This is a genomic window from Flavobacterium sp. GW823-FHT06G12 (assembly GCF_058794775.1).
Genome location: NZ_JBXAHE010000003.1, coordinates 462926 through 489344 on the forward strand (window position 1 = coordinate 462926; position 26419 = coordinate 489344).

Below are 26419 nucleotides of genomic sequence, written 5' to 3' on the forward strand. Positions count from 1 at the left end.
TTTTTAAAATCACAAAACTAACCTACAGACTCAAAGAGAATGATGAAATTTAAAATTAGAATTTTACTTCTATTCCTATTATTTTCTCCAATTATCAATTCCCAAATCAAAAAGATTGGAGTTCCTTTTATAGTCAATTATAGTCCGAAAGCATACAAAGCAGCATCAGAAAATTGGGATGTTTTGCAGGATTCTAAAGGCATGATGTTTTTTGCCAATCATTTTGGTATTATGCAATTTGATGGTGTTCGCTGGGCAATTGTCACACAGCCGGAAAACAGAAGTATGGTGCGTTCGATGGCGATAGATAAAAACGATAAAATGTACGTTGGCGCTCAAGGCGATTTTGGCTTTGTCATTCAGCTTCCAAATGGACAATATCAATATACTTCTTTGGTAAAATTGCTTCCAAAATCGGCTCGAAATTTTGGTGATGTGCTGCATACGGTGATTCGAAATAACGAAGTGATTTTTTTCTCTTATGAAAGGATTTTTATTTATAAAAACAAAGCAATCAAGGTAATAGACGCTAAAACTGCTTTTGATGATTTCTTTGAAGTTGGAGGAGAAATTTATGTCTCGGATAATGGAAAAGGATTATTAAAGCTAAAAGAAGGTGCATTAATTTCTGTTGAAAATGGTGAGAAGTTTGTTGGAATGCAGGTTAGAAAGATTTTCCAAACGAAAGACGGACTTTTGTTGTTCACGCAAAAAAATGGTCTTTTTACATTCAATGAAAATCAGATAAAACCATTTGTAACCGAAGTAGATCATTTGGTAAAACAGAATCAAATTTCAGCAGGAATTGAACTTTCTGATGGATATTTCGGAATTGGAACCCGCCAATCAGGATTGATAGTTATAGATAGTGATGGACATTTGGTTCAACATATTGATAAGCAAATGGGACTTCAGAATGAATATGTAACCAATTTTAAAATCGATAAAGAAGGCAATTTATGGGTGACGCTCAAAGGTGGAATTTCGCTGATTCAGATTTCGTCTCCTTTGTCAAAAATCATAGATGGCACAAATTCTGAAACCAAGATTTATTGCAGTCAGATTTACCAGAATAAATTGTATATCGGAACAGATAACGGTTTGTTTTGGCTGAATTGGGAAGCTTATAAAAGCGGAAAAAGAGAAAATGTAACTTTTCAGCATGTTTCTGGAATGTCTGAAAATGTCTGGAATCTTGGTGTTTTTGGTAATTCTTTGTTGGCTTTTGAAAAAAACGGAATATTCGAAATCAATGGAAATTCTGCGAAATCGCTGGCCCAAATAGATGGTGCTTGGCAAGGAATTCTAATTCCGAATCGGTCGGATTTATTGGTAGTTGGTGGATACACAGGATTATATTTGCTGAAAAAAGTAAATGGATCTTGGGTTTTTCAGCATCGAATAAAAGGTTTTGAGGAAAGCAGCAGAATTATGGAAACCGATAAACAAGGAAACATTTGGATTGCGCACGGTTATAAAGGAATTTATAAACTTAAATTCAATTCAGCATTTGATTCCGTTACCGATATTCAGTTTTATAATGATAAGAATGGATTTCCGTCGAGTTTGTTTTTGAATACTTTTAAAGTAGACAATCAGATATTATTTGGAACAACAAAAGGTGTTTACAGGCAAGATGTTTCTTCAAAAAAAATGATTCCGGATCCTGTTTTCAAGAAATATCTCGGATTAGAAAATCATATTCGATTATTAAAACTAGACAATCAGGATAATATTTGGTACGTTTCTGGCGAAAATACCGGAAAAATGAGCAAACAGAAAAATGGAAGTTTTAAGATTGAAGAGCTTCCATTTCGAAAACTTCGATATATATATGTTCCTGGTTTCGAAAATATTCAAACCACAAACAGTGGTGACGTTTTCTTTGGAACACAAGAAGGTTTGATACATTACAGTGCAATTAAAAACAAGAAATACGAAACGAAATACAAAGCAGTTATTTCGGAAGTAAAATGTATTTTTCCGAAAGATAGTTTGTTGTTTTCCAGCCGTTACGATGTGCTCCCAAATAAAACAGGATCAGTAAATGATAAGTTTTCGTCTGTATTATCTTATGCCAATAATGCGCTTCATTTTTCTTTTGCATCGCTTTGTTTTGATGATGCAGATGCAACAAAATACGAGTATTGGCTGGAAGGTTTTGAGCCAACTTGGTCAGATTACAGCCTTCAAACAGAGAAAGAATATACCAACTTGCCTGAAAATGAATATGTTTTTCATGTACGAGCAAAAAATATGTACGATGTGGTTAGTGAAGAAGCTGTTTTTAAGTTTGAAGTTTTACCGCCTTGGTACAGAACTTTTTGGGCTTACTTATTTTATTTTGCGCTCTATAGTATTGTAATTTATTTAATTGTTAGATATCAGAAATTTGTTGCTGAGCGTCAACGTCTTCAATTAATAGAGAATCAGGAAAGGGAATTGCTTCGAAGCCGTGCAGAACTTAACGAACAGAAACTGACATTAGAACAAGAAAATATGGCAATTGTTCGTGAGAATCTTCAAACGACAATTAATCTTAAAAATGCTAAAGTGGCTTCAAATACAGTCAATTTAATTCATTTAAATGAAATTTTACTTTCAATAAAAGAATTGATCGCGCAGATTGACAAGAAAAACGAACCGAATGTAAACTTTAGTCTTCTGACGAAAATCAATAAATTAATAGATCACGAATTGCAGGGAGACAAACATTGGAACGAATTTGAAGAAATTTTCAATCAGTTGCATGATAATTTTATGCAGCGATTAAAATCGAGTTATCCAGAATTGACTCCACGCGATATGCGATTGTGTGCTTATTTGCGAATGAATTTCAATACAAAAGAAATTGCACCGCTTTTAGGAATTTCTGTTCGTGGTGTGGAAGATACCCGTTATAGAATTCGTAAAAAATTACAGCTTCCGTCTGATACGAATATCACTGAATTCATTCTTAATTTTTAATTTTTCTCGTATAAGTAGAATCTGAAGTGATTTTATGCTTTTCATCGATGATTTGTTACATTTCTTCGATAGTACCGTAGTCAAACCGTACTCAAAAATGTAAGTCTTGCCTGATTTTTTAGTTAATATTGCGCTGTTATTGTCGGAAAATACAATCTGTTTTTATAAATAAGATTTATTGAAGAAATAACAAATACTAACTAAAAACCTATTTAAAAATGAAGCAAAATGACTTTTTTTTCGGCCGACCACCGAAAAACAATTCTTATTTATTAAAACAATTTTGTGTAGCAGTTTTGTTCTTACTGTTGCCATTTCTCAAAACTCAAGCGCAATGCAATACGCTCGTTTGGTCTGATGAATTTAATGGCACAACGGTAGATTTAACCAAATGGCAAAGCATTTCAGGAAACGGATGTCCGTCGCTCTGCGGATTCGGAAATGCTGAAGCACAGCGTTACGATCCCAATCAGGCGACAATTGTAAAAGAAGGAACAAATAGTTACTTAAACATTGAGGCAAAATATGCGCCTAACGCACAATTTCCAGATCAGCCGTATGCTTCTTCGAAATTGACAACGGAAGGAAAGTATTCTTTAAAATACGGAAGAGTAGAAGCTCGTATGAAACTTTCTAATGCACAAGGTGCTTGGCCGGCTTTCTGGATGCTTCCAGTTAATGGCAATTGGCCTTTTACAGGAGAAATTGACATTATGGAAGCCAAACACAGAAATCCAAAATCGGTAGATGGAACGATTCATTATGATGGTGGAGGATATCAATTTACAGGAAGAAGCTACAGTTCTCCAATTGATTTGTCATCAGATTTTCATGTTTATGCTGTAGAATGGGGACCAAATTTTATTAAATGGTTTGTGGATGATGTTCTATTTCATACGGCAACACCAAACACAACTGTAAACGGCGGATGGCCTTTTAATGACAACAATTTTTATATTATTTTGAATCTCGCAGTTGGAAGCTACGGAACACCTTATACGAGAGTTAACGGTGCAGGAGTAGAGCCAATTCCTGCCGATTTTCCAGCAAAATTACAGGTCGATTATGTTCGTGTTTACGATGGCAGTTTTAAATATGCAGTAACTGGCGATAACAAAGTTTACCAAAACGAAACTAGTAAAACGTATTCTGTAAATGCAATTGCGGGTGCGGCTTACAATTGGACGGTTCCAGCTGGAGCAACAATTACATCAGGGCAGGGAACAAATTCTATTACGGTAAATTGGGGAACTTCTGGAGGAGATGTTTCGGTAACGGCGACAGTTTCAGGCTGTAATGTAAATAACTACAAATTGGCAGTAACAACCGAACCAGCATTGCCTGTTGAAAAAATACATGATGATTTTCAAAGCAATCGAAATGTATTGTATCCTGTAAAAACTGGAGTTTTGACCGAAGCTGTAGCGAATCCTTCTGCTACGGGAATTAACACTTCGGCTTTGGTTGGAAAATATGTTCGAAATTCAAGTGAATTGTATGATGTGTTGAACATCAGAAATGTAACCATAACTAATGCTAATGATTATGTTTACGGAAGAAAAAGACTTTCGTTTGATATTTATACTTCGGCTCCAGTTGGAACAAAAATTTCGATGCAATTAGAAAACAGCAATGTTACAACTGCGACAAATTATCCATCAGGTAGACATAGCGGTTTTAAGGCGACGACTACAGTTCAGAATAAATGGGAAACAATCGAGTTTGAATTTGAAAAAATAATCGACCCAAATACGAGTGCTTTATCAATTAATAATGTGGTACTTCTTTTTGAATCGAATTCGAATTCTGGTGCGACTTATTATTTCGATAATCTGCTGACAAAAGCAGCGCCAGAAAAGCCAATTATTGCAACAGACGTGCTGCAAAATTACGACGGAGTAAATAAAATCATAAAAGGAACAACAACTGGAACGTATTCTGTTGTGGCAAATCCAGCGACAAATTCGGTTAATTCTTCTGCAAATGTCGCGAAGTATGTTCGAAATGTATCTGAGCAATATGATGTGCTTTTCTTCAATACACAAAGTACGATTGAGGATGCCGGTTTGTTGAAAAATCAGACGAACAAAATTATGATTGATGTGTACACTTCTGCACCAATTGGGACAGTGGTAAGTTTGAATTTAGAAAACAGTGCAACATCACTTCCAGCCAATTATCCTACAGGAAGAAATAGTACCTACGTAGCGATTACAACCAAACAAAATCAATGGGAAACATTGACTTTCTATTACAATTCTAGTCCAGATGCAGGAACTTCAAATTTGGCAGTAAACCAAATGGTTTTGTTATTTAATTCGGGTTCTTACACAGCTGATACCTATTATTTCGATAATATTCGAATTGGCTCGACTAAACTTCCAGATACATTTACGCAAGGTGTAATTTATGAAGATTACCAGACGATTCACAATATTACATTTAGAGATGCAATTGGAACGTATACGGCAAACACAGCAAACCCAAATGCAAGCGGAATTAATACTTCTTCAAATGTTGGAAAATACGTTCGCAAATCGACAGAACTGTATGATAATTTCTCATTTAATACTACAATAGCCAATATTGGAGATTTTAAAGGTGGAGTTAAAAAGTTCGCGATGGACGTTTACACTTCTGCACCAGTCGGATCTATTATTTCTTGGCAAGCAGAAAGCAGCGCTTCAGTTCCAGCAAATTATCCTGTTGGAAGACATAGTATTTATCAAGGAGTTGTAAAACAAACCAACGCTTGGCATACAGTAACTTTTACTTATGCAAGTTCACCAGATGCTTCAACAGCAGACAGTGAAGTAAATCGTTTTGTTTTCTTATTTGAACCGGGAACAAATTCTGGAAACACGTATTATTTTGATAATTTAAGAGCTTTAAATTTAGTTTCTACAGAAACTCCAGCGGGATTGCCTTCGCCTTGGATTAGCACCGATTTAGGAGCAGTTACTCCAGCGGGAGAAGCGACACATTCTAACGGTACTTTTACCATCAAAGGAGCAGGAAATGATATTTGGGATACAAGTGATCAGTTTCAATTTGTAAATCAGCCTATTACTGGAGATGCAGAAATTATTGCTAAAGTAAATTCGTTAACCAATACAAATACTTATGCAAAAGCGGGAGTAATGTTCCGTGAAACGCTTACGTCAACATCAAAACACGCCATGACAGATGCAAGCGCAGCAGCAGGAATTGAGTTTTTAACTCGTGACACTGCTTCGGGAGTAACTACAGCTGAGGTTACAACAGGAGCGACTCCAAAATGGGTTCGTTTGGTAAGATCTGGAAATGTGTTTACATCTTATTCTTCAGATAACGGAACAACGTGGACACAAGTAGGAACGCCAAGAACAATTGCAATGGCTAGCACTATTTATGCAGGAATGGCAGTTACATCTCACGCAAACGGAACTCTAACAACAGGAGTTTTCAGCAATGTAACTGTTCGAAATATAACTGCAAATCCGAATGTGAATTTAGCTTTATCCAAAACAGCAACAGCTTCTACAGAAGAAAATCCTACGCTTTCTGCAAATAAAGCAACAGATGGCGATAGCACAACGACAAGATGGGCGAGTTCTTTTGCTAATGCGACTGAATGGATTTATGTCGATTTGGGAAGCAATTACAACATTAACAGAGTGGTTTTAAAATGGGAAGCGGCTTATGCAACGCAATACAAAGTGCAGATTTCAACTGATAATGTTTTTACAGAAAGTGAAACAGTAAGCAATCAAACTGCTGGAGATGGAGGAACAGATGATTTAACAGTGAGCGGAACAGGAAGATACATTCGAATTTTATGTAACGCAAAAGCTTTGCCTCCGTACGGATATTCATTGTATGAAATCGAAGCATATGGATCATCTTCAACAGCTAGAATGGCTATGAATGTTGTTGAAGAACCGCAGGCAGAAGAAGTTGTTTTTGCCATGTACCCAAATCCGACAACTAATTATATTCAAGTTTCATCTCCTGAAAACTTAGATAATAAAATCATTACGATTTACGACGATTCTGGAACTTTAATTTTAGAAAACAAACCTCAAGGAAACGAAAGCGTAATTGACGTAAGTAAGCTTCGTAGAGGAATCTACATTCTAAACTTCAAGTCAGATCAAAAAAGCTGGACTAAAAAGCTTATTAAGAAATAATTTTAAATCTGTTGGGTGCAATTTAAGGAGGGCATACCAATTGCACCTGGCGGATTTATTTAGTCATTCATTTGAAAATGGCTTTGGTTTAAAACTTATTTGCGTAACCCCAAAATTATTTAGATATGAATAAAATTAGACTTCAAAGATTTTCTTTTCTGATGACACTATTTCTAGTGTTTTCAAACCTGATACACGCTCAAGGGCCTGTACCTTTTACGATTAGTAATAATTCGACGTTTGCTGACAGCGAATTATATGTTGCAATTGTCGGCATCGATTATACAACGGGAAACCACGTTTGGGTAAATGCCAAAACGAGTCAGGTTTTGCCAATGAGCGCTTCTTACAATACAGTTACTGGGCCAACTTATGGAGGAAATACAGGGCCGGGGCAAAATTCTAAATATGCAGCTTGTTTTACTAAGTTGAGCGAAATTCCAAATAAGACCTTTACGCTTCCTTTAATTGCAGGATGTAGAGTTTTTATATCTAAAGGTTCACAATTGTATTTTTACTTTTTTGGCGCAAGCGGAGCTCCTTCAGGATATGCATCGCCAAATCCGCAAAATGCTACAGATCCCAATCAGGGAATTTTGTATGAAATGATTGAATTGACTAATAATCAATACGGTTTCTTCGGAAATCCAACAAGAGTCGATTCATACAAATATCCAATGGGATTGGAATTATTTGGTGCAAACGGCTACCAAAAGAAAGTGGGTGATTTGAAAAAACACGCAGATATTGTTGCTGCTTTTAAAGCGAATGTTCCTGCAGAATTTCAAGGTTGTGTGAACGATGCAACAGGTGAAATTACAGCACCTTCTAAAACGACAGCTTACGCGGAAGGATCTGGACCATACGCAAATTATTTAAAATCATACATTGATGCGATTTGGAACAAATACAAAAATGAAGACTTGATTTTTTATGCTGGAGATGCTGGTGTTTTTAAAGGAAGAGTTATTGGAGAACAACTAGAAATGGTTGGACAATCTGGTGCTTTTGTTGGAAGAACAGGACGTGTTCAAAATAGGCCAACAACGCAAGAAGCTCTTGAAGGCAAAGGCGTTTTGGACAGAAGATTGGTCGACGGAGATTTAGATCTTGTAATTCAATCGCAATTAACAGCTGCGATTAATCGTCATGTTGTCAATACAACGACCACAAATCCAGGACAGCAAAATTGGTACGATGCATCGAAATATTATCAAGTAAATCCAACAAATCATTATTCTAAATTCTGGCATTTGCCAGGAATCAATATTGACAATTTAGCTTACGGATTTGCGTATGATGATGTTGCAGATCAATCGCCATCACTTCATTCGCCACAGCCAACAAAAGTCATTGCTACATTTGGAGGTTATTACGGACTTACGACGCCTTCAGTTCCAGCTACAACAGATGTAATCACAATTTACAAAGATTGCAATTACACTGGATTTTCTGGCGGATTAACAATTGGAGATTACAATTTAGCTCGTTTAAATTCTTTAGGAGTTTTAAATGATGATATTTCTTCGCTAAAAATTACACAAGGTTATCAAGCGATTTTATATCAAGATGATAATTTCGGCGGAGCTTCAACCGTAATCAATTCTGATAATTCATGTTTGAATGCTACTTGGAATGATAAAGTGAGTTCGATCAGAGTAATTGCTAATGGAACAACAACTTTAGGAAACCAGACTTTCTTTCTTCAAAACAGAAACAGCGGTTTGTATATGGATGTTTGGAATTCAAGCATGTCAAACGGAGCAGGAATTAATCAAGGAGCTCTAAATTCTGGAAACAATCAGAAATTTACTTTTACGCATTTAGGAGACGGAATGTATAAAATCATTGCAAACCACAGCGGCATGTCAATGGATATTAATAACTTCAATAAAGCTAATGGTGCAAGAGTAGAACAATATCCATATAATGCGACCACAAATCAGCAATTTATTTTGGTTTCTACAGGTGATGGTTATTATAAAATTGTTGCCCGTCATAGCGGAAGAATTGTTGAAGTGGCAGGAGCAAGTACAGCTTCTGGAGCAATTGTGCAGCAATGGGACAATAACAATCAGACTTGCGGACAGTGGAAATTAGTTCCTGCTACAAGTTCTCAAACTTCAGTTTTAATTCAGGCAGAAGATTATTCAGCAATGAGCGGTATTCAAGTTGAAGCAACTACAGATACTGGCGGAGGTTCAAATGTGGGTTATACAGAAACCGGCGATTGGTTAGCGTATAATAATATCAATTTTCCAACCACTGGTTCTTATTTGATTGAATACCGTGTAGCAAGTGCCGTGACTGGCGGAAGATTATCTTCTGATTTAAATGCTGGCGCAGTAGTTTTAGGAAATGTTGATATTACAAACACTGGCGGATGGCAAAATTGGCAAACTGTTTCTCAGACTGTAAACGTAAATGCAGGAACATATAATTTCGGAATCTACATTCAGAATACAGGAATGAATATCAACTGGATTAAAATTACAAAAGTAGCAGGAACAGCAAAAATGGCAGCAACTGAAACGATAGCAGAAGAAGAGCCTACTGCAACAGAATTGAATGTATATCCAAGTCCAGCAGAAAATACTCTTTTTGTGACCACATCTGTAAGCGGAGAAAAAATAAGTATTATAGATCAGACAGGAACACTAGTTTCTGAGCAAAAAATCAATAATAACAGCATTGATGTTTCGCGTCTTAGAACTGGAATCTATTTTGTTATTTTCCATAAAGATGGTACAAAAACGGTTAAGCGTTTTATTAAAAAATAATTTAAGAATGCAGGTTTTAGATGAAAATCTGAAACCTGCATTTTTTCAATATCCCCATAATTTACAAATTAAAACAAATCACTATGAAAGACAACTACACAAAAATGTTGGCAAAATGGATTCTTATTTTAGTATTGGGTGTTTTTAATTTTTCTGTAGCCCAAAAAAAAGTAATTGCATATATTCCCAATTGGATTGATTTAAATGCTTTTTCAAGTACCATTCAATACAGTAAATTAACGCATATTAATATTGCTTTTGAGAATCCTGATGCAAACGGATATTTAAGTTTTAATTCAGGAAGCAATACAATTATAAATGCCGCGCATGCACAAAATATAAAAGTTTTTGTTTCTCTTGGAGGCGGTGCCGTTTCTGAAGGAGGAGCAATTAGAGACAATTATTTTAATCTGATAACACCAGCAAACAGAACAGCTTTCATTCAAAAAATATACGATTATGTTGTTGCTCACAATTTTGATGGAGTCGATGTCGATTTAGAAGGACCAGCTATTAATGGCGATTATGGAGGGTTTGTGATTGCTTTAGCGAATAAATTGCATGCCAATGGCAAATTGATTTCAGCAGCGCTTTCAGAAGGATATGGTGGTGCAAATGTACCTTCATCTACTTTTGCCGCATACGACTGGATCAATATTATGGCTTATGATGCAACAGGGCCTTGGGCACCAAACAGCCCAGGACAGCATTCTCCTTACAGCATGGCGGTTAATCAATTTAATTATTGGACAGGAAGGGGATTGCCTGCAAGCAAGGCTGTAATTGGACTTCCTTTTTATGGATATGGTTTTGGAGCTTCTGCCAATCAGGGAATTTCTTATGCCAATATCGTAGCGCAATATCCAGGTGCTGAAAATTTAGATCAAGTTGGAAACACAATTTATTACAACGGAATTCCGACTATCAAACAAAAAACAACTTTTGCGATTCAAAATGCGGCGGGAGTTATGATTTGGGAGTTGTCTCAAGATGCTACAGGTTCTAAATCTTTGCTTACTGCCATTAATCAGGTTATTACAGGAAGTAATCCGCCAGCAACAGGAACTTTAATTCAGGCAGAAAATTATAACGCGATGAGTGGTGTTCAAACAGAAGCAACCACAGATACAGGCGGTGGATTAAATGTTGGATATTGTGATACGGGCGATTGGATGGCGTATTATAATATTAACTTCCCAACTTCTGGTTCATATCAAATTGAATATCGTGTCGCAAGTGCTGTAACAGGCGGAAGATTATCATCTGATTTAAATGCAGGAACTATTCAGCTTGGAGCTATAAATGTACCCAATACAGGAGGATGGCAAAACTGGCAGACGATTACGCAAACTGTAAACGTAAATGCTGGAACCTATAATTTTGGAATCTATGTTCAAAATACTGGTTTTAATATCAATTGGTTTAGAATTACAAAATCGGGGTCAACGGCAAGAACAGCTGCACCAGCTACCGAACAGTCTATTGCAAGTTTAGAAATTTATCCAAACCCAACAGAAAGCGAAATATTTTTTACGGCAGAAGTTTCGGGTGGAAATGTAAATATTATTAATACTGAAGGTGGAGCGACAGTTTCATCTCAAACGGTAAATAACAATAGTGTAGATGTTTCGACTTTGAAAACCGGTATTTACTTGATTTCGGTTGAGAAAAACGGAATCAAAACCGTAAGACGTTTTATTAAGAAATAATCATAACCCATTTGCCATAATGGTTTTAGATGCATTAAATTTTTAGGTTTTAATGTGTTAAGAAGGCTGTCTTTTTGGACAGCCTTTTTTTATCTGCAATCTTGATAGCTATAAGAACCGCAGTTTAAAAAAACATTATCATTTCCATAACACTAACATAAACTGATTCTAGGTTTAAATCGATAAAATTGCGTTCGATTAAAAGCTCCAAAACTTCTAATAAAGTGTCCCCAATTTATTAAAGTTAAAACCTATGAAATTAAAATTTACTTCACTTTTTATAGTGTCTGTTTTTGTTGTTTTTAATAGTTCTGTTTCGGCACAAAAAACAAAGAATTTAAACGGAACACAAATCGCATTTTTATCTGATGTTCATTTGCAGGATTTATTTGGCAGATTTTCAGATTCAGATTACAAAGGCGTTCTAAATCCAAGAACGAATCAATATGCTTTGGTGCGAACCATGTCATCTCAATTGCATTCAACTCGAATTTTTAATGAAAACTATTTTGCTTTTTTAGCAGCTTTAGATGATATCGCAAAGCGAAAGATCAAATATGTGGCTCTTCCAGGTGATTATACCGATGACGGACAGCCAATTCACATTCGCGGATTAGCTAAAATTTTAGAACAATATTCAAATAAATACGGAATAGAATTTTTCATTACCACAGGAAATCATGATCCAGTTGGACCTTTTGCACAAGAATCTGGCAAAGAAGATTTTTTAGGCAAAGAAGGTAAAAGTCAACCCATTTATAGCAAAGACGGTATGTATGCGCCAAATCTCACCATCGAACAGCCTGTAGTTGTTACCACCGATATTGCTAAAATGGGTTATTTAGGAATTACCGATAATCTGAAAGATTTTGGTTTTCATCCGAATAAAAAAAATAAATTTTGGGCAACACCTTTTTCAAATTATTCAAGCGAAAATTATTCATTCGATAAAGCTTTAGAAAGTGCAAAATTAGCCAATCGTGTATATGAAGTTGCACCAGGTTATGAAGTTCCAGACGTTAGTTATGTTGTTGAACCGATTGATGGACTTTGGTTAATGGCAATTGATGGAAACGTCTACATTCCGAAGAAAACCGATGGCGACCCTAAAGATTCTAAAAGTTATTCTGAGGCTAGTACAGGATATAATAATGTACTTTCAAACAAAAAACATTTAATTAATTGGGTTTCTGCTATTTCTGATCAAGCCAAAAAACAGGGAAAAACTTTAGTTGCTTTTAGCCATTTTCCGATGATTGATTTTAATGATGATGCTTCTGCAGAAATAAAAGAACTTCTTGGTCCAAACAAATGGCAGTTAAACCGAGTTCCAGTTGAAGAAGTGGCACAAGTTTTTGCAGATGCTGGATTGAAGATTCATTTTGGAGGCCATATGCATATTAACGATACAGGAGTGAGAACTTCTCCAAAAGGAAATACCTTAGTTAATATTCAAACTCCTTCGCTTGCGGCCTACATTCCGGCTTACAAATTATTGACTTTAAAGAAAGATAATGTAGTCGATATTCAGACAATTACAATCGATAATGTTCCGAGATATGATGAACTTTTCGATTTGTATAAAATGGAATATCAGTTTTTAGAAAGTCAGAATACAAAAGATATTTGGAATGCAGCTATTTTAAAGACTAAAAATTATCATGATTTTACCGATTTTCATTTGAAGGAATTAGTGCGTCTTCGTTTCTTAAAAGACGATTGGCCTTCTGCTTTTAAAGATTTTATTTTGAATGTTTCAGCGAAAGATTTATTGGTTTTAGCGAACATTAAATCAGATAAAGATTTTGATTTTATTTTGAAAAATAAAGAGCAGTTTCAAAAAGAATGGAAAGAAGCGGAGACGAAATTGGAACAGATTTTAATTAAAAAGAAACTTAAAAAAACAGATTTCAATTGGACAGGAAATGATCTTTTAATTGATTTTTATCGCTTTAGAAGTGCAGACGAATTGGCTCTTGCCGATGTTGGAGCTGAAAGAGCAAAACAATATAAAGTATTATCTGATTTGTTTTTAGAAGGTACTAAAGCCGATCTTTCAAGTGAAACTTTACTTCAAAAACAAATGAAGCTGTTCTTAATTATCTTCAATAAATTTATGGATGAAGTTCCAGCAGATCATTTTTCTGTTGATTTGAAAAGTGGTGATGTTAAAAGTTTGAAGTAATTTTTTTTTTAACCGCAAAGAGCGCAAAGGTTTACGCAAAGTTCGCAAAGTTTAATTTTTGAGTTAGATTTTATAAAATAAAAAGTTCGCAAAGCTTTAATCTAGCTTTGCGAGCTTTGCGTTTTTAAACGTACAATTAAGTAAAAATCCTTGCGTTCTTAGCGGTTAAAATTTACGGTACTGTTACAGGATTATTTCGAACATAACTTCCGTCATCATACTTAATTTGGTATGGAGAATTAAAGAAAGTGCTTGGCAGATAATAATCGGTTGTAATGATTTGTGCTCCAGATTTTTTTGCGGCTTCAAAATGCGAGTAATCGTTGGCGCGGGCTTCTTTGGTATCAGAATCGGCTCTGGTTCTTATAATGTAACCTTTTTTTACTAAATCTTCAATTGTCGGATCTTCAGCATTATTTCTGAATAAAGCTGCAGCTTCTGGTTTTCCTGGTTCTGCGTTAATAAAAACGGCGCGTCCCTTAAGGGACGGATGATTCAATGCGTACAAATCTCTTTTTGCGCCGTTGTTATCTAATAAGAATAAAAATCGTCCTTTGGCTTCTTTTAAAGTCGGCCAATTGTTATTTAAAACCGCTTCTTCGAGAGTTTTATATTTTCCGCGAACCATGTCTGGCGTGATCAGTTTGTCTTTTCCTAATTCTTTACGGATTACTTTGTCCATTTCGTCAAAAACTGAGGCTGTGAAATCTTCTGGTTTTGTACCGAAGAAATTCGCATCTCCGTCTTTTGGTTCCAAAGTAATGAAAACAGGAACGTGTCCCGGATTAGCATCCGACCATTTTTTTAATTCCTGAAGACAGATTTCGAAAGTATAAGCAGAGGTTCTAAAATCGATATCTGGCATATGGAAAACCTTAAAACCTGGTTTTTTCATTAATCCGTTTGGGTCGTAAACTTCTTCAGATTTTGCAATATCTAAACCTTTCGGATGTGCATATTTTCCGCCTTTCGCGTCAGCAAAAATGTCAATTTCCAGATTGCGTAAACCTTTGTTTAATTGATCGGTAATGCTAATATGAGTGTATTGCAAGCCTTTAAGAGAGCGAGTGGTATCTCTAGCTTGGATAAGATTGTATAAATCGGTTTCAATCGCATGACGATAACTGTTGTGCGATCCGATAACCTGAATCTGGTTAATTTTCAGATTGTCGTTCTGAGCCTGAGCGCTTAAAGCTCCTGCAAATAATAAAGTAAAAAAAAATGGTTTCATAATTCTAAAATGTAATTGATACTGTTGACTGGGACGCATCAAAAGAAAATTGCATTTTTTGAAAGGCACTAAGTTAAAATCTGAAGCCGATTTGTGTGTTAGATTAAAAAAAAGAAATCGCAAAGTGATTCTTTCTTTTGCATTAAAAAAGTAGTATTTCTACAACAAACGTGTTTATTTATTAATTTAAAGATAACCTTGACGCAAAAAACATTGGGTTTTCATTTTATTATTTTACGATATTAAAAAGCCTGTAATTAGTATATGAATAATCCTGAAATTTTTGAAAAAACGTATAACCAATATTGGAAAAAGCTTAATGCGTTTTCTTATACGATGACTCAGGATAAAGACTTGGCGCAGAACATTGTTCAGGATGTTTTTGTGGATTTATGGGAAAGAAAAGAAGAACTGAATATTAATGCTATTGAACCTTTTTTATTTCGTGCAGTAAAAAATCAGGTTTTCAAACATTATCAGAACAATCGTTTTGATAAGACGATTTTAGAAGAAAAATTCGAAGACTACATTATTGACAATTTTTCGACTATTGATCCAGAAGTGATGGATTTGCTTTATTCTTTATTAGACAAACTTCCAGAAAAAAGAAAAGAGGTTTTGTTGATGTATAAATTTCAAGACATGACAATCGATCAAATTGCAGACGAACTTGGAATTTCTAAACAAACCGTAAAAAATCAGATTTCATCAGCTGTAAAACAACTTCGAGAAGGCTTAAAAGACTTGGTTTGGCTGGCTCCATTCATTATTTTCAATCAAAAATTTTAAAATAACTTTCGCTTGATGTTTTCATAATATTCGGCAATAGTACGATTTCTGGTTTCTGGTACTTATCTATAACAATAAGTATTATGATAAAAAGAATTAAACATAGTTTAGAATATCTGCTCGATAAAAGTTCGCGAGGAAAAACTTCATCGGCAGAAGAAAATTTATTGCATGATTTTGCTTTCGACGAATATCAAAATTCAAAATGGGATAATGATCTTATGGGGAACCCAGAAATCGAATCTCAAAACATCTACGACGAAATTCAGATAAGAATTGGAAAGAAAAGATCTTTCAATCCTTATTTAAAATATATGGCTGCTGCCAGCATTCTTTTTCTGCTTGGTTTAGGATTTTTCTTGAGACCAAATGTTTTAAACCAAAAACAAATCACATTTAAAACGTCATCGATTCCCCAATCTATCCAATTAAGTGACGGTTCGAAAATTTATCTGGCAGCAAACTCATCATTTCAGTATCCTGAAAAATTTGAAGGCGATCAAAGAACGGTTTCTTTACTAAAAGGAAACGCGTTTTTTGAAGTGGCCAAAGACAAAAAACACCCATTTATTATTCATTCTGGCGAAATACAAACCAGAGTTGTCGGAACTTCATTTCACATTCAATTATCAAAATTAAACTGTAAGGTAATTGTCGTAACCGGAAAAGTAAATGTTTCTGGAAAAGGGCAGAGCGTAGATTTAGTGCCAAATCAAGAAGCTTTGTTTGAAGGCCAAAAATTAACTAAACAAGTTGCCGATAAAGCTTTTTTGGTGAATTGGTACAATCAAGATGTAACACTTGACCAAACTACTTTAAAACAGGTTATTGCCATTTTACAATATAAATACGGAGTTTCATTTCAGTATAACAACGAACACGTATTAGCAACGCCGTTAACGGTATTCATTAAGAAGGACGCGACATTAGAAAATGTTTTGGAACAAATAAATTATATCACAAACCTAAAATTCAAAGTCTATGGCGAAGTAGTAAAAGTGGATTAAAAACAAAAAAAGCAGTTGCTGGAACAACTGCTATTAATAACTAAGCATCGTAAAAACAATTACTTAAATCATGTATTTTAAACCTTCTTATTTAAATCTAAAGAGTTTTGTCTTTTTAGTCCTGGCTTTACTTGCCTTTCAGAGTGGCTACAGTAAAACTAATTTATTAAAAGAGTCAAAAGTAGCAAATAAAATAGAAAAAGCTACTCTGGTTTCTATTTTTTCAAAATTAACGCAACAAACCGACTACAAATTTAGTTACGGACAAGCTGTAATTGCTGATAATACAGCTTATACTGTAAATTATAGTAATGAGTCTATTACTGCAATTTTGAATGATCTTTCGCAAAAGGCAAATTTCAATTATAACATTAGTGGAAAACTGATTTTAATTCAAAAAACAGCTGTGCCAAAAGCAATAAATGCAAAAGCAGTTGATAGAATTAAAGTAAAAGGAAAAGTTGTTGACGAATTTAAAGTGCCAATTCCTGGTGCAACAGTATCAGAAACAAGTTCTTCAAATTCAACAGTTACTAATTTTGATGGAGAATTTGAAATTACGGTTGGAGAAGGAAAAACATTGGACATTTCTTATATGGGGTATAAAACCAAAACAGTTGCTGTACAGACTGGTTTTATGAATATTCAACTAGAGCCTAATACAGCTGAACTAAACGAGGTTTTGGTTGTAGGTTATGGTAAACAATCTAAGAAAGATGTTACTGGTGCAGTTACACAATTGGAAGCAGGAAGTTTCAAACAAGGTGTAAACGTTTCGGTAGATAATTTAATGCAAGGAAAAGTGGCTGGTGTACGTGTTGTAAATACAAGTGGTGAGCCTGGAGCGGGAGTAAATGTAACAATTCGTGGGGTAGGATCTATTAGAAGCGGAAGTACGCCTTTATTTGTTGTAGATGGTGTGCCATTGTCAAATGATGATGTAAGCCCTTCTGGAAGTAATGTAGGTTTTGGAACTTCTTCTGCTAAGAATCCGTTGAACTTTTTGAATACAAGTGATATCGAATCGATTACGGTTTTGAAAGATGCGTCGGCTTCTGCAATTTATGGAGCAAGAGGTTCTAATGGAGTTGTTTTGGTAACAACTAAAAAAGGTTCTAAAGGTGAGGGAACACTAACTTTTGATTCTTATATGGGAGTTTCGACTGTGGCTAACAAACTAGATGTTTTAAGCGCAAGCGAATATAGAAATGCAATTACAGACAAAGCATTTGATCACGGCGGAAATACAGATTGGCAAGATGTAATTTATAGAAGTGCTATAACTAAAAACAATTCGCTTTCTTTTTCTAAACAAACAGAAACTGGAAATTATTATGCTTCGATTGCACAAATGGATCAGGAAGGTGTGGTTCGTAACAGTAATTTCAAACGTCTTTCTGGAAGAATTAACGCCGCAGAATCATTTTTAGATAACAAACGTTTGAAAGTAAAAATGAATCTTACTGCAAGTGAAACTAAAGATGATGGAGTTCCTACGAGTGATGATGGAGGTTCTAACGGACAATTGATCGTTCATACTTTGATGGCAAATCCAACACGTTCGGTTTTTGATGCGAATGGAAACTACACCAATTTCAACATGAATGCACATTACAATCCTGCATATTTGTTGAGCATTTACCAAGATCAAACGAGAACATTAAGAGTTTTAGGAAACTTAGAAGCTTCTTTAAGAATTATTGACGGATTAGAATACAAATTAAATATTGGTATTGACCGTTCGATGGCAGAAAGAAACACAACTATTTTTCCAAACTTAACAGATTTGAATCCGAAAGGAAAATATGTTCAGAATAATTTAGATTCTAAAAACTCTTTGGTAGAGCATTATTTGACTTACAATTTAAATTTAGACAAGCATAAAATCGAAGCTTTGGCTGGTTTCTCTTATCAAAAATTTGAAAGATCAGGAACAAGTTTTAGCATTGACGGAATCTCTGATCAAGGAGAAGGAGTTCCTCCATCAATTAATCCTGGATTTAAAGGAACACAATCTGGTACAACAGGTTATGCGCAGGAGAATGAATTACAGTCTTATTTCGGAAGGCTGAATTATAGTTTTGACAACAGATATTTGGTTACGGCTTCTATGAGAGGCGACGGATCGACTCGTTTTGGTAAAAACAATAAATATGGTTATTTCCCATCTTTTGCTTTAGGATGGAATATTGCTAACGAAAGTTTCTTAAAAGAATCTTCTACTTTAAATAATTTAAAACTAAGAGCAAGCTGGGGTCAAACAGGAAATCAAGAAGTTGAAAATAAAATTACTCAGGCAAGTTACTCTTTAGCTGGAGCTGACGGATATTATTTATATGATGATTTAAATTTAGTAAACGGAGTTTCTGTAAACAGAACGCCAAACCCTAATTTGAAATGGGAAGTTGTAACGCAGTATAACGTTGGTTTAGATTTTAATTTATGGAACGATAAATTGTACGGAACATTAGATTATTTCAATAAAACAACAACCGATGCAATTTTAAATGTTCCTTCTCAAGCGTTGAGTCCAACAACTACGATTTGGACTAATATTGACGGTAAGATTATCAATAAAGGTATCGAGTTTATGCTAGGTTCTAAAATAGTAGATACTAAAAACTTTACTTGGAATATCGATATGAATGGTGCGACTTTGAATAATAAAATTCAAGATCTTCCGGTTTCAGAAATCTTAACAGGAACAATTTCAGGTCCTGGACAATCTGGTGTAAATGCTAATATTTACAAAAGTGGATATGCTGCTGGTTCATTCTACTTATTAGAGCACATTGGTTTTGATGCAAACGGAGCAAATATCTTTAAAGATCAAAACGGAGACGGTAAAATTGATAATAGCGACAGAATTATTATTGAAGGTGCATTGCCAACTTTCTACTACGGATTCAACAGTGACATGAGATACAAAAACTTTTCGTTCTCGTTTTCTATCATCGGACAAACAGGTGGCTATTTATTGAATAATACAGGTTTGAATGCATTAAATATTAACAACTTGGCATCAGACCGTAACGTAGCTACAGGTTATTATGAGTCTGGAGCAAATGCAACAAACTCACCAATCTTGTCTACTTTATTCTTAGAAAAATCAGATTTCATTAGATTAAATACAGCTCGTATTGGTTACAATTTTGACTTAAAAGGATTAAACTGGATCAACGGATTAACACTTTACATAACAGGTCAGAACTTAATTACGATTACAAATTATACAGGTTACGATCCGTTAATCAACAGTCCGAAATCAAACGGAGGAAACCAATCTATCGGTATCGATTATGCAAGTTATCCAACTTCTAGAACATTCAGTTTTGGAGCAACTTTAAAACTATAATTATTATGAAGACAAATACAATTTTTAATATAAAAACATTAGCGATATTTTCTTTTATATGGCTTTTTGCAAGCTGTACTAACCTTGACGAAGTTGTTTTGGATGAGGTTTTAGGAGAAGATACTTCAAATCCGGCTGGGGCTCTTGCAGCTGCTTACGACCGTTTAGGAGACGGAACTTTTGTCGATCACGGAGGTGTTTTCTCTTTGCAAGAATACACTACAGATGAAGCAATATTGCCAACGCGCGGAAGTGACTGGGGAGACGGTGGAAAATGGAGAGACATGCACGAGTTTACATGGAAATCGGATAACGCGATTGTAGTGGATAACTGGAATAAATTGACAAACGGAATTACACGTTCGTTAACAGCAATTCAATCGGTAGAAGAAAGTTCAATTGCAGAGAAGAAATTATTTTTAGCGGAAGCGAAAGGACTTTTAGCGTATTATTTATACACTACTTTAGATTTGTACGGACAAGCTCCATACAGAGATCCGATGAATCCGAACGCGCCTTTGCAGATTTTAAAAGCTGATACACAAATTGATCAATTGATAAAAGATGTTGAAGCTCTAGTGCCAGATTTGGCAGAAATGGGAACACAGCAAACGCATCACGGTAGATTTACAAAAGAAGCCGCGTATGGATTCTTAGCGCAGATGTATCTGAATCGCGCTGTTTTTAAAGATCGTTTAAATGCATCTTCAAGCTTTAATTTTACTGAAGCTGCTGTAACTGGTACAGGAACAGATATGGATCGTGTTATCTATTATACTTCATTGCTAATTAATTCTGGAAAATATTCTTTAGAAAGCGATTACTTCAAAAACTTCGCAAGAGACAATGAAAAAGGAAAAGAATTGATTTTTGCGATTTCTCAAAAGATAGATTACATCAGAAACGGTTCAAACAGTTTTGCTTATGTGTGTATGGAGCGTAACCAAAGAACTTCTGCAGCAAATAGAGGAACAAATGCAGCATGTACAACTCCTGAGTTTTTTGCAACTTGGGATGGAAATCACGATGACCCAAGATTCCAACAAAAATACCAATATGGAGACGGAACTTGGTTTATGAATGATGGAACAGATATTAGTGTTCCGGCAACAGACATTGTGCCAAAAAGTGCCAATTTACCTTGGTTTCACTTTAATAGAGGAATTCAATACGGACTACAATACGGACCAATCTTATTGTCTTCTGGTTCATTGGAAATGGTAAACGGACGTATTAAAGTTTCTCCGTTAGTTATGGAAAAAAGCACAACAACAAGAATGGATTTTACGCCTTCTTTAACTTTCAAAAATCCAGCTCAAGCTGTTTTTGCTCAAAACGAAATCAATCAAGGAGCGCGTATTTTTAAATATGAATTTGATCCAGAAGGAGGAAACGGAAACAGTAATGTTGATATTCCATTATTCCGTTTAGGAGGAATTTATACAATGAGAGCTGAAGCTTATTTCAGAAAAGGGAATACAGGTCAAGCTATGGAAGATTTGAATAAATTGCGTACAAGCAGAAAAAGAGAGTCTCTGTACGGAGGCGTAGCAGGAAAAGCTTTGACTTCAATCGATCAAACGGTTTTATATAATGAAATTGGCTTCGAATTATACTGGGAATTGTACAGAAGACCACAAATGATCCGTTTCGGGAAATTTGATCTTCCAGGAACAGCAAAATCAGCTTCAGAGCCATACAGAAGAGTATTCCCAATTCCGCAGTCAACAATAGATGTGACTAAAGAATTCAAACAAAACCAAGGATACAATTAAGCTTGTGTGTTTATTTTTTATTTTTTTTCAAAAAGGCCTGTTTCGAGTAGAGACAGGCTTTTTTTTTTAAGATGCTAAGTTTCTAAGGTTCTGAGATGCTAAGGTTTTGTGCACTGTATGCATTTTGTGTTAGATGCACTGGAGTGCTTGCTTAAAAAACTTACATGCTAAGCTTTTAAGGTTTTGTGGATTGTATGCATTTAACGGTAGACACACAGCATTACATTTCTGCATAAAAAACTTAGAACCTTAGCATCTCAGAACCTTAGAACCTTAAAAAAATATAATAAACGAATAGTTAAATGTAAGTGTTATCTGATTGATAATGAGTATATTTGAGTTAGTGAAAAACACGCTGAAAATGTTTAAGAATAAAACGCTATTAAATAACTCAAAAAGTGTAAAAAATCATGATACATCAAATTGACACCACAGATAATATTGTTGCTTTTAGAGCATTGGCAGAAGTGACAAAAGAAGATTTTGTAACTGCTGTAACTCCAGCTGTTGAACATTTGGTAAAACAAATCAATGAAATTAATTTTTTGCTGGTTTTAGATACCGATATTAAAAATTTTACGCCGGGAGCTTGGTTGCAAGACGGGCTTATGGGACTTAAGCATTTAGGAAAGTGGAATAGGGCAGCAATTGTTACCGATACAGAAGAAATTATCTCTTTTACAAACGGATTTAGTTATATAGTTCCAGGTGAGTTTCGTGGTTATAAAAAAATAGATTTCAATAAAGCATTAAATTGGGTCGAGGGAAATATTTCTTAATTCAATTGAATCAAAAAAGAGCGCTTATCTAAGATGAGCGCTCTTTTTTTTATGATAGTTTATTTATAAACGATTAGTGGTTGTATTCGATACCGCTGCTCGATTTAGCATCTATTTTATCTTTACTAACTTGACTGTATTTTTTATAGCAAGCTGATGCTAAAATTGGCAATGCAAGACTTCCTACAACAGCACTTGCTTTTTTGTGCCCTGTTTTTTTCAAAACTGCCGATGCCAAAAGAACACCAACACCAGCGCATACCATTTGTTTTACTGACAGATTTAACGGTTTACTTTCAGGTTTAATTCCGTGTAATAATGGGTCTATAAAATTTAAATTCTCCATGATGTCAACTTATTTTAATTATACTTACTTATTTAATTACTATTTTTTTATTTTTTACTGTCGTCGCTGTCAGTTTCGCTTTCAATTTTTTCAATTTCAACCTTTTCTTTCTTTATAGCTTGGCGTAAAAGTGCAAAAAGGCTCATATAAGCATTTGCCATAAAAACCAGAGAAAACCCTGCCAAAATATACCCTCTCCAATCATTTAACAAAAGTTTATAATCGCAGATGATCAGAAAGGCAATTGTAACATAATGGCTAAAGCAATATTCACAGGTAAAGAGATAAAAGAACTTTCTTGATAAAATGTGTCTGTCATTTTTAGAATGCCTGACACACCATTCATGAGGCTCTCTAAAAATCTCCTCGTGTGTTACAGTCCAGCTAATACAGGCAATTGGAATTGCTAGAATAAAAAGCCAGACAATTTGATCAGCTAAAGTCATGATTAATGCATTACAATTTACGATATTTTTTTTCGTTATTCTCTCGGATGATTTTCTGGATAATGTTCTGCGTCAAAGTCATCTAAATTTTCATCTTTGTCAAAATCACTATCTTTTTCTACGTCATTTTCGTAATCTAAATCAGCATCATATTCATCATTTAAATCGTCTTGAGTTCCGTCATTCGTAATGTCATCATCTTCATTGACAATTCTTTCTTGATTTGGAATATTTTCTGCTTTAATATTGGTTTCAAAGTCTCCTTGTAAATGAGAAGGATCTTGAATAAACTCTTCTTGATATTGATACGGATCTTCATCGCGAGCATAATCGTCATTATCAATAAGAGTGTTTTGTTCGTAATAATCAGGATCACTTTCGCCAAATTCTCGATTATCGTGTTTTTTCAGAACTTGCTTAAACTCATCCTCATTAGAATAAGAACCGTCAACAAGCGTGTTTTGTTCGATATAATCAGGATCAAATTGACCATAATCATGGTTGTGTTGCTTTTCCATAATAGTGTTTTTTTGATTTGTTATTTTTCCAATATTGAATCTTCGCATAGAAGACTTGCTAATTCTTTACAGTTTTACTGTATTCACGTTCTGCAACATTTCTGTTGATGTAAATTCTTTTTAGGCTCGTACTTTAATTAAAGGCTTGTATTTCATGGCATTTTTTAAAATGCTGTAATTACAAATTTAACACGTAAATAGAAGGGAGGTTTTATAGAAAAAAGTATTATAGTTGCATAATTAACAGTTACTTATAATGTAAATATTGTAAGAAATTATGTAAGTTTACTATAAGAGAACAATTTACATTTGATATGAAATCAATGTGCAATTAAATTTGAATCAATATGGCATCAGAAAAGATAATGGCATGCTGTGAGGCTTTAATAGAAAAGAACTTAACGATAGCATTTGCAGAAAGCGCTTCTGCAGGTAAAATGTGTTATGAGTTTTCTACGGTTTTTAATTCTGGAAGAGTTCTAATAGGGGGAATCGTTTGTTATCATTCGTCTATGAAAGAAGATTTATTACAGATTCCGTGGGGAACAATTGAACAGCATAGTGCCGAATCTGCAGAAGTCACCAAGTTAATGGCACAGAATTTTTACCGTTATGTTAATTCTGATATTTGTGTTGGATTAACAGGACTTACAACACCAGGAGGAAGCGAAAGCGATTCAAAACCAGTAGGAACTATTTTTATACACATTATTTTTGGAGAAAAACAAATAGCCAAACGTTATGAATTTAAAGGAACGCCAGAAAACATTATAAACCAAGCAATAGATGTTATAGCCGATTTGATTTTGAAAGAGATATAAAGAAAGAGATATTAGAATAGTAAAAGCCATAAAGAAATTACCTTTACGGCTTTTTAATTTTTAAATTTGCATCTAAAGAATTTTGATTTTCTCATTTATGAAACCTCTCTCTAGTTTTAACGTAAGAGCTTATGCAATTTGCGAAAACGATAATAAGATTTTAGCACTTTACGAATATCACAAAGGCAAAATATATTGTAAACTTCCAGGTGGAGGTGTAGAATTTGGCGAAGGTATTCTAGATTGTCTGCACAGAGAATTTGAAGAAGAACTTAATGCTAAAATCGAAATCGTTGAACATTTATATACACAAGAACATTTTGTTGAATCTATTATTGATGATGGGAGACAGATTCTTTTGGTTTATTATATCGTAAAAATTAGTAATCTTGAAGAAATGAAAATCAGTACATCAGATATAAGCAGATTTGAATGGATTGATATCAATGAAAATCCGTTTGTTTTACCAATAGATAAAATTGTGCTTGCCAAATACAGAGAACGATTTAACATTCTCAATCAGTAAAGTTTACTTTTTAATATAAAGTGTACCATTTTTGATTGTCTTTTTACCCAATAAACCTTGCTGATGTAATTTCTCTAAAATAGAAGTAGCTTCAGAAGTCGATTTATCCAAAATAACAGCATATTCTTTTGGGGCTAATGTATGAAAAATCTCAAACAGATTTAGCGGATTTTCATTTTTAATACTCTTCTTTTTTGCTTCAGGAAATAATGCTAATAAAGCATTTTCATAAGCATCATAAGGTTTAGAACCGTAAACAGTTAATTGATTATTATCGGCGTTGGCTAAAAATAAAGTTGGAAAACCTCGTACGCCAAGAGTTTTTCCTAAATTTAAGTCATCTTGAAAAAGTTCTTTGCCATCATCATAATCTTCTTTTAGTTTCGGAACATCTAGACCTGCGATTTTTGCAGCTTCTGCTATGTTTTCCCATTTAGCAATGTTCTTTTTATCTAGATAAAGTTTTTCGCGAAGAATACGCATAAAATTAACCGCTTTTTCTTTACTCTGCATTTGTGCTGCTTTCACAGCAATACAGGAAGGATAGGAAGAATCTAATGGATCTTCAAGCCAAACATTTCCATCAATTGGCATTTCGTAATACAAACTGGCTTCATCCCAATGATGCGCCACATCAGAAGGTTTGCTTATTCCGCCGCTATTATAACTCCAATCTGGCAATAAACCGCCCATTCGATAATCAATTTCGAAATAATCGCCGTATTCTAGTTTTAGTTTTCTAAGCTGAGGTTCAATTCCCCAGCAAGAAGAACAAATTGGATCGGTATAGTAAATTATCTTTACAGGTTTATTTTCTGTTGGAATAGCTGTTTTGGCATTTGAACTTTCGCCAACAGGCATTTCACACATTCCGCTTACAGGATCGCATAATAACGGATTTGTTTTTTCTTCACTCATTTTAGTGTTCGTTTGTGACTGACAGCTTACACTGCAAATCAAGATTAATAGTATCGACAGTATTTTCATAATAGTTTTAAAAGGTACTCTCGGATTTA

Annotated in this window: 17 protein-coding genes; 12 read left to right on the forward strand and 5 right to left on the reverse strand. The window is 34.6% G+C overall.

Features of this window, described 5'->3' with window-relative positions; translation table 11 throughout:
• The first annotated feature begins 39 nt into the window (after positions 1-39).
• From AC1Q5Z_RS14600 to AC1Q5Z_RS14620, 5 genes are all read left to right on the forward strand, one after another.
• A complete protein-coding gene (locus AC1Q5Z_RS14600; RefSeq protein WP_492445554.1) occupies positions 40-2967 on the forward strand; it encodes a triple tyrosine motif-containing protein in 2928 nt (975 codons plus the stop codon).
• A 218-nt stretch (positions 2968-3185) separates the two neighbouring features.
• Positions 3186-7136 (forward strand): family 16 glycosylhydrolase, encoded by a 3951-nt coding sequence (locus tag AC1Q5Z_RS14605; protein ID WP_492445556.1) that lies wholly within the window; start codon positions 3186-3188, stop codon positions 7134-7136.
• A gap of 125 nt (positions 7137-7261) precedes the next feature.
• Entirely contained in the window at positions 7262-9916 is a 2655-nt protein-coding gene (locus tag AC1Q5Z_RS14610; RefSeq protein ID WP_492445558.1) for a beta-1,3-glucanase family protein, read from the forward strand.
• Between the two features lie 83 nt (positions 9917-9999).
• Positions 10000-11625 (forward strand): glycosyl hydrolase family 18 protein, encoded by a 1626-nt coding sequence (locus tag AC1Q5Z_RS14615; protein WP_492445560.1) that lies wholly within the window; start codon positions 10000-10002, stop codon positions 11623-11625.
• A gap of 253 nt (positions 11626-11878) precedes the next feature.
• On the forward strand, positions 11879-13810 hold the full coding sequence (locus tag AC1Q5Z_RS14620; protein ID WP_492445562.1) for a metallophosphoesterase: 1932 nt from the start codon (positions 11879-11881) through the stop codon (positions 13808-13810).
• A gap of 172 nt (positions 13811-13982) precedes the next feature.
• Here the strand turns inward: AC1Q5Z_RS14620 and AC1Q5Z_RS14625 are convergent, their stop codons facing one another.
• Positions 13983-15041, reverse strand: coding sequence for a phosphatidylinositol-specific phospholipase C1-like protein (locus AC1Q5Z_RS14625; protein WP_492445564.1), 1059 nt, complete (start codon positions 15039-15041; stop codon positions 13983-13985).
• Between the two features lie 264 nt (positions 15042-15305).
• Between AC1Q5Z_RS14625 and AC1Q5Z_RS14630 the strand changes: the two genes are divergently transcribed.
• The 5 genes from AC1Q5Z_RS14630 (at position 15306) to AC1Q5Z_RS14650 (ending at position 22746) form a co-directional block, all read left to right on the forward strand.
• On the forward strand, positions 15306-15830 hold the full coding sequence (locus AC1Q5Z_RS14630; protein WP_198857429.1) for an RNA polymerase sigma-70 factor: 525 nt from the start codon (positions 15306-15308) through the stop codon (positions 15828-15830).
• 83 nt (positions 15831-15913) lie between these two features.
• The gene (locus AC1Q5Z_RS14635) at positions 15914-16837 is read left to right on the forward strand and encodes a FecR family protein (RefSeq protein WP_343584033.1); all 924 of its coding nucleotides are present in this window, start codon (positions 15914-15916) and stop codon (positions 16835-16837) included.
• A gap of 70 nt (positions 16838-16907) precedes the next feature.
• On the forward strand, positions 16908-20192 hold the full coding sequence (locus AC1Q5Z_RS14640) for a SusC/RagA family TonB-linked outer membrane protein (RefSeq protein WP_343584031.1): 3285 nt from the start codon (positions 16908-16910) through the stop codon (positions 20190-20192).
• 5 nt (positions 20193-20197) lie between these two features.
• Positions 20198-21967, forward strand: coding sequence for a RagB/SusD family nutrient uptake outer membrane protein (locus AC1Q5Z_RS14645; protein WP_343584028.1), 1770 nt, complete (start codon positions 20198-20200; stop codon positions 21965-21967).
• A gap of 410 nt (positions 21968-22377) precedes the next feature.
• Entirely contained in the window at positions 22378-22746 is a 369-nt protein-coding gene (locus AC1Q5Z_RS14650) for a SpoIIAA family protein (protein WP_198857425.1), read from the forward strand.
• Positions 22747-22819: 73 nt separating this feature from the next.
• On the opposite strand, the gene AC1Q5Z_RS14655 is transcribed toward AC1Q5Z_RS14650, so the two are convergent.
• From AC1Q5Z_RS14655 to AC1Q5Z_RS14665, 3 genes are read right to left on the reverse strand one after another with little or no spacing between them, the layout of a single operon-like run.
• The gene (locus AC1Q5Z_RS14655) at positions 22820-23092 is read right to left on the reverse strand and encodes a PrgI family protein (RefSeq protein ID WP_343584026.1); all 273 of its coding nucleotides are present in this window, start codon (positions 23090-23092) and stop codon (positions 22820-22822) included.
• Between the two features lie 47 nt (positions 23093-23139).
• On the reverse strand, positions 23140-23538 hold the full coding sequence (locus AC1Q5Z_RS14660) for a hypothetical protein (protein WP_198857423.1): 399 nt from the start codon (positions 23536-23538) through the stop codon (positions 23140-23142).
• 35 nt (positions 23539-23573) lie between these two features.
• Positions 23574-24056: a hypothetical protein gene (locus AC1Q5Z_RS14665; RefSeq protein WP_198857422.1), complete on the reverse strand. Its 483-nt coding sequence runs from the start codon at positions 24054-24056 to the stop codon at positions 23574-23576.
• 347 nt (positions 24057-24403) lie between these two features.
• Here AC1Q5Z_RS14665 and AC1Q5Z_RS14670 point away from each other — a divergent pair, with 347 nt between their 5' ends.
• Both AC1Q5Z_RS14670 and AC1Q5Z_RS14675 read left to right on the forward strand, forming a co-directional pair.
• On the forward strand, positions 24404-24877 hold the full coding sequence (locus AC1Q5Z_RS14670) for a CinA family protein (RefSeq protein WP_492445568.1): 474 nt from the start codon (positions 24404-24406) through the stop codon (positions 24875-24877).
• A gap of 97 nt (positions 24878-24974) precedes the next feature.
• A complete protein-coding gene (locus tag AC1Q5Z_RS14675) occupies positions 24975-25403 on the forward strand; it encodes an NUDIX domain-containing protein (RefSeq protein ID WP_492445570.1) in 429 nt (142 codons plus the stop codon).
• 3 nt (positions 25404-25406) lie between these two features.
• On the opposite strand, the gene AC1Q5Z_RS14680 is transcribed toward AC1Q5Z_RS14675, so the two are convergent.
• Positions 25407-26321: a DsbA family protein gene (locus AC1Q5Z_RS14680; RefSeq protein WP_492445572.1), complete on the reverse strand. Its 915-nt coding sequence runs from the start codon at positions 26319-26321 to the stop codon at positions 25407-25409.
• Positions 26322-26419: the final 98 nt, after the last annotated feature.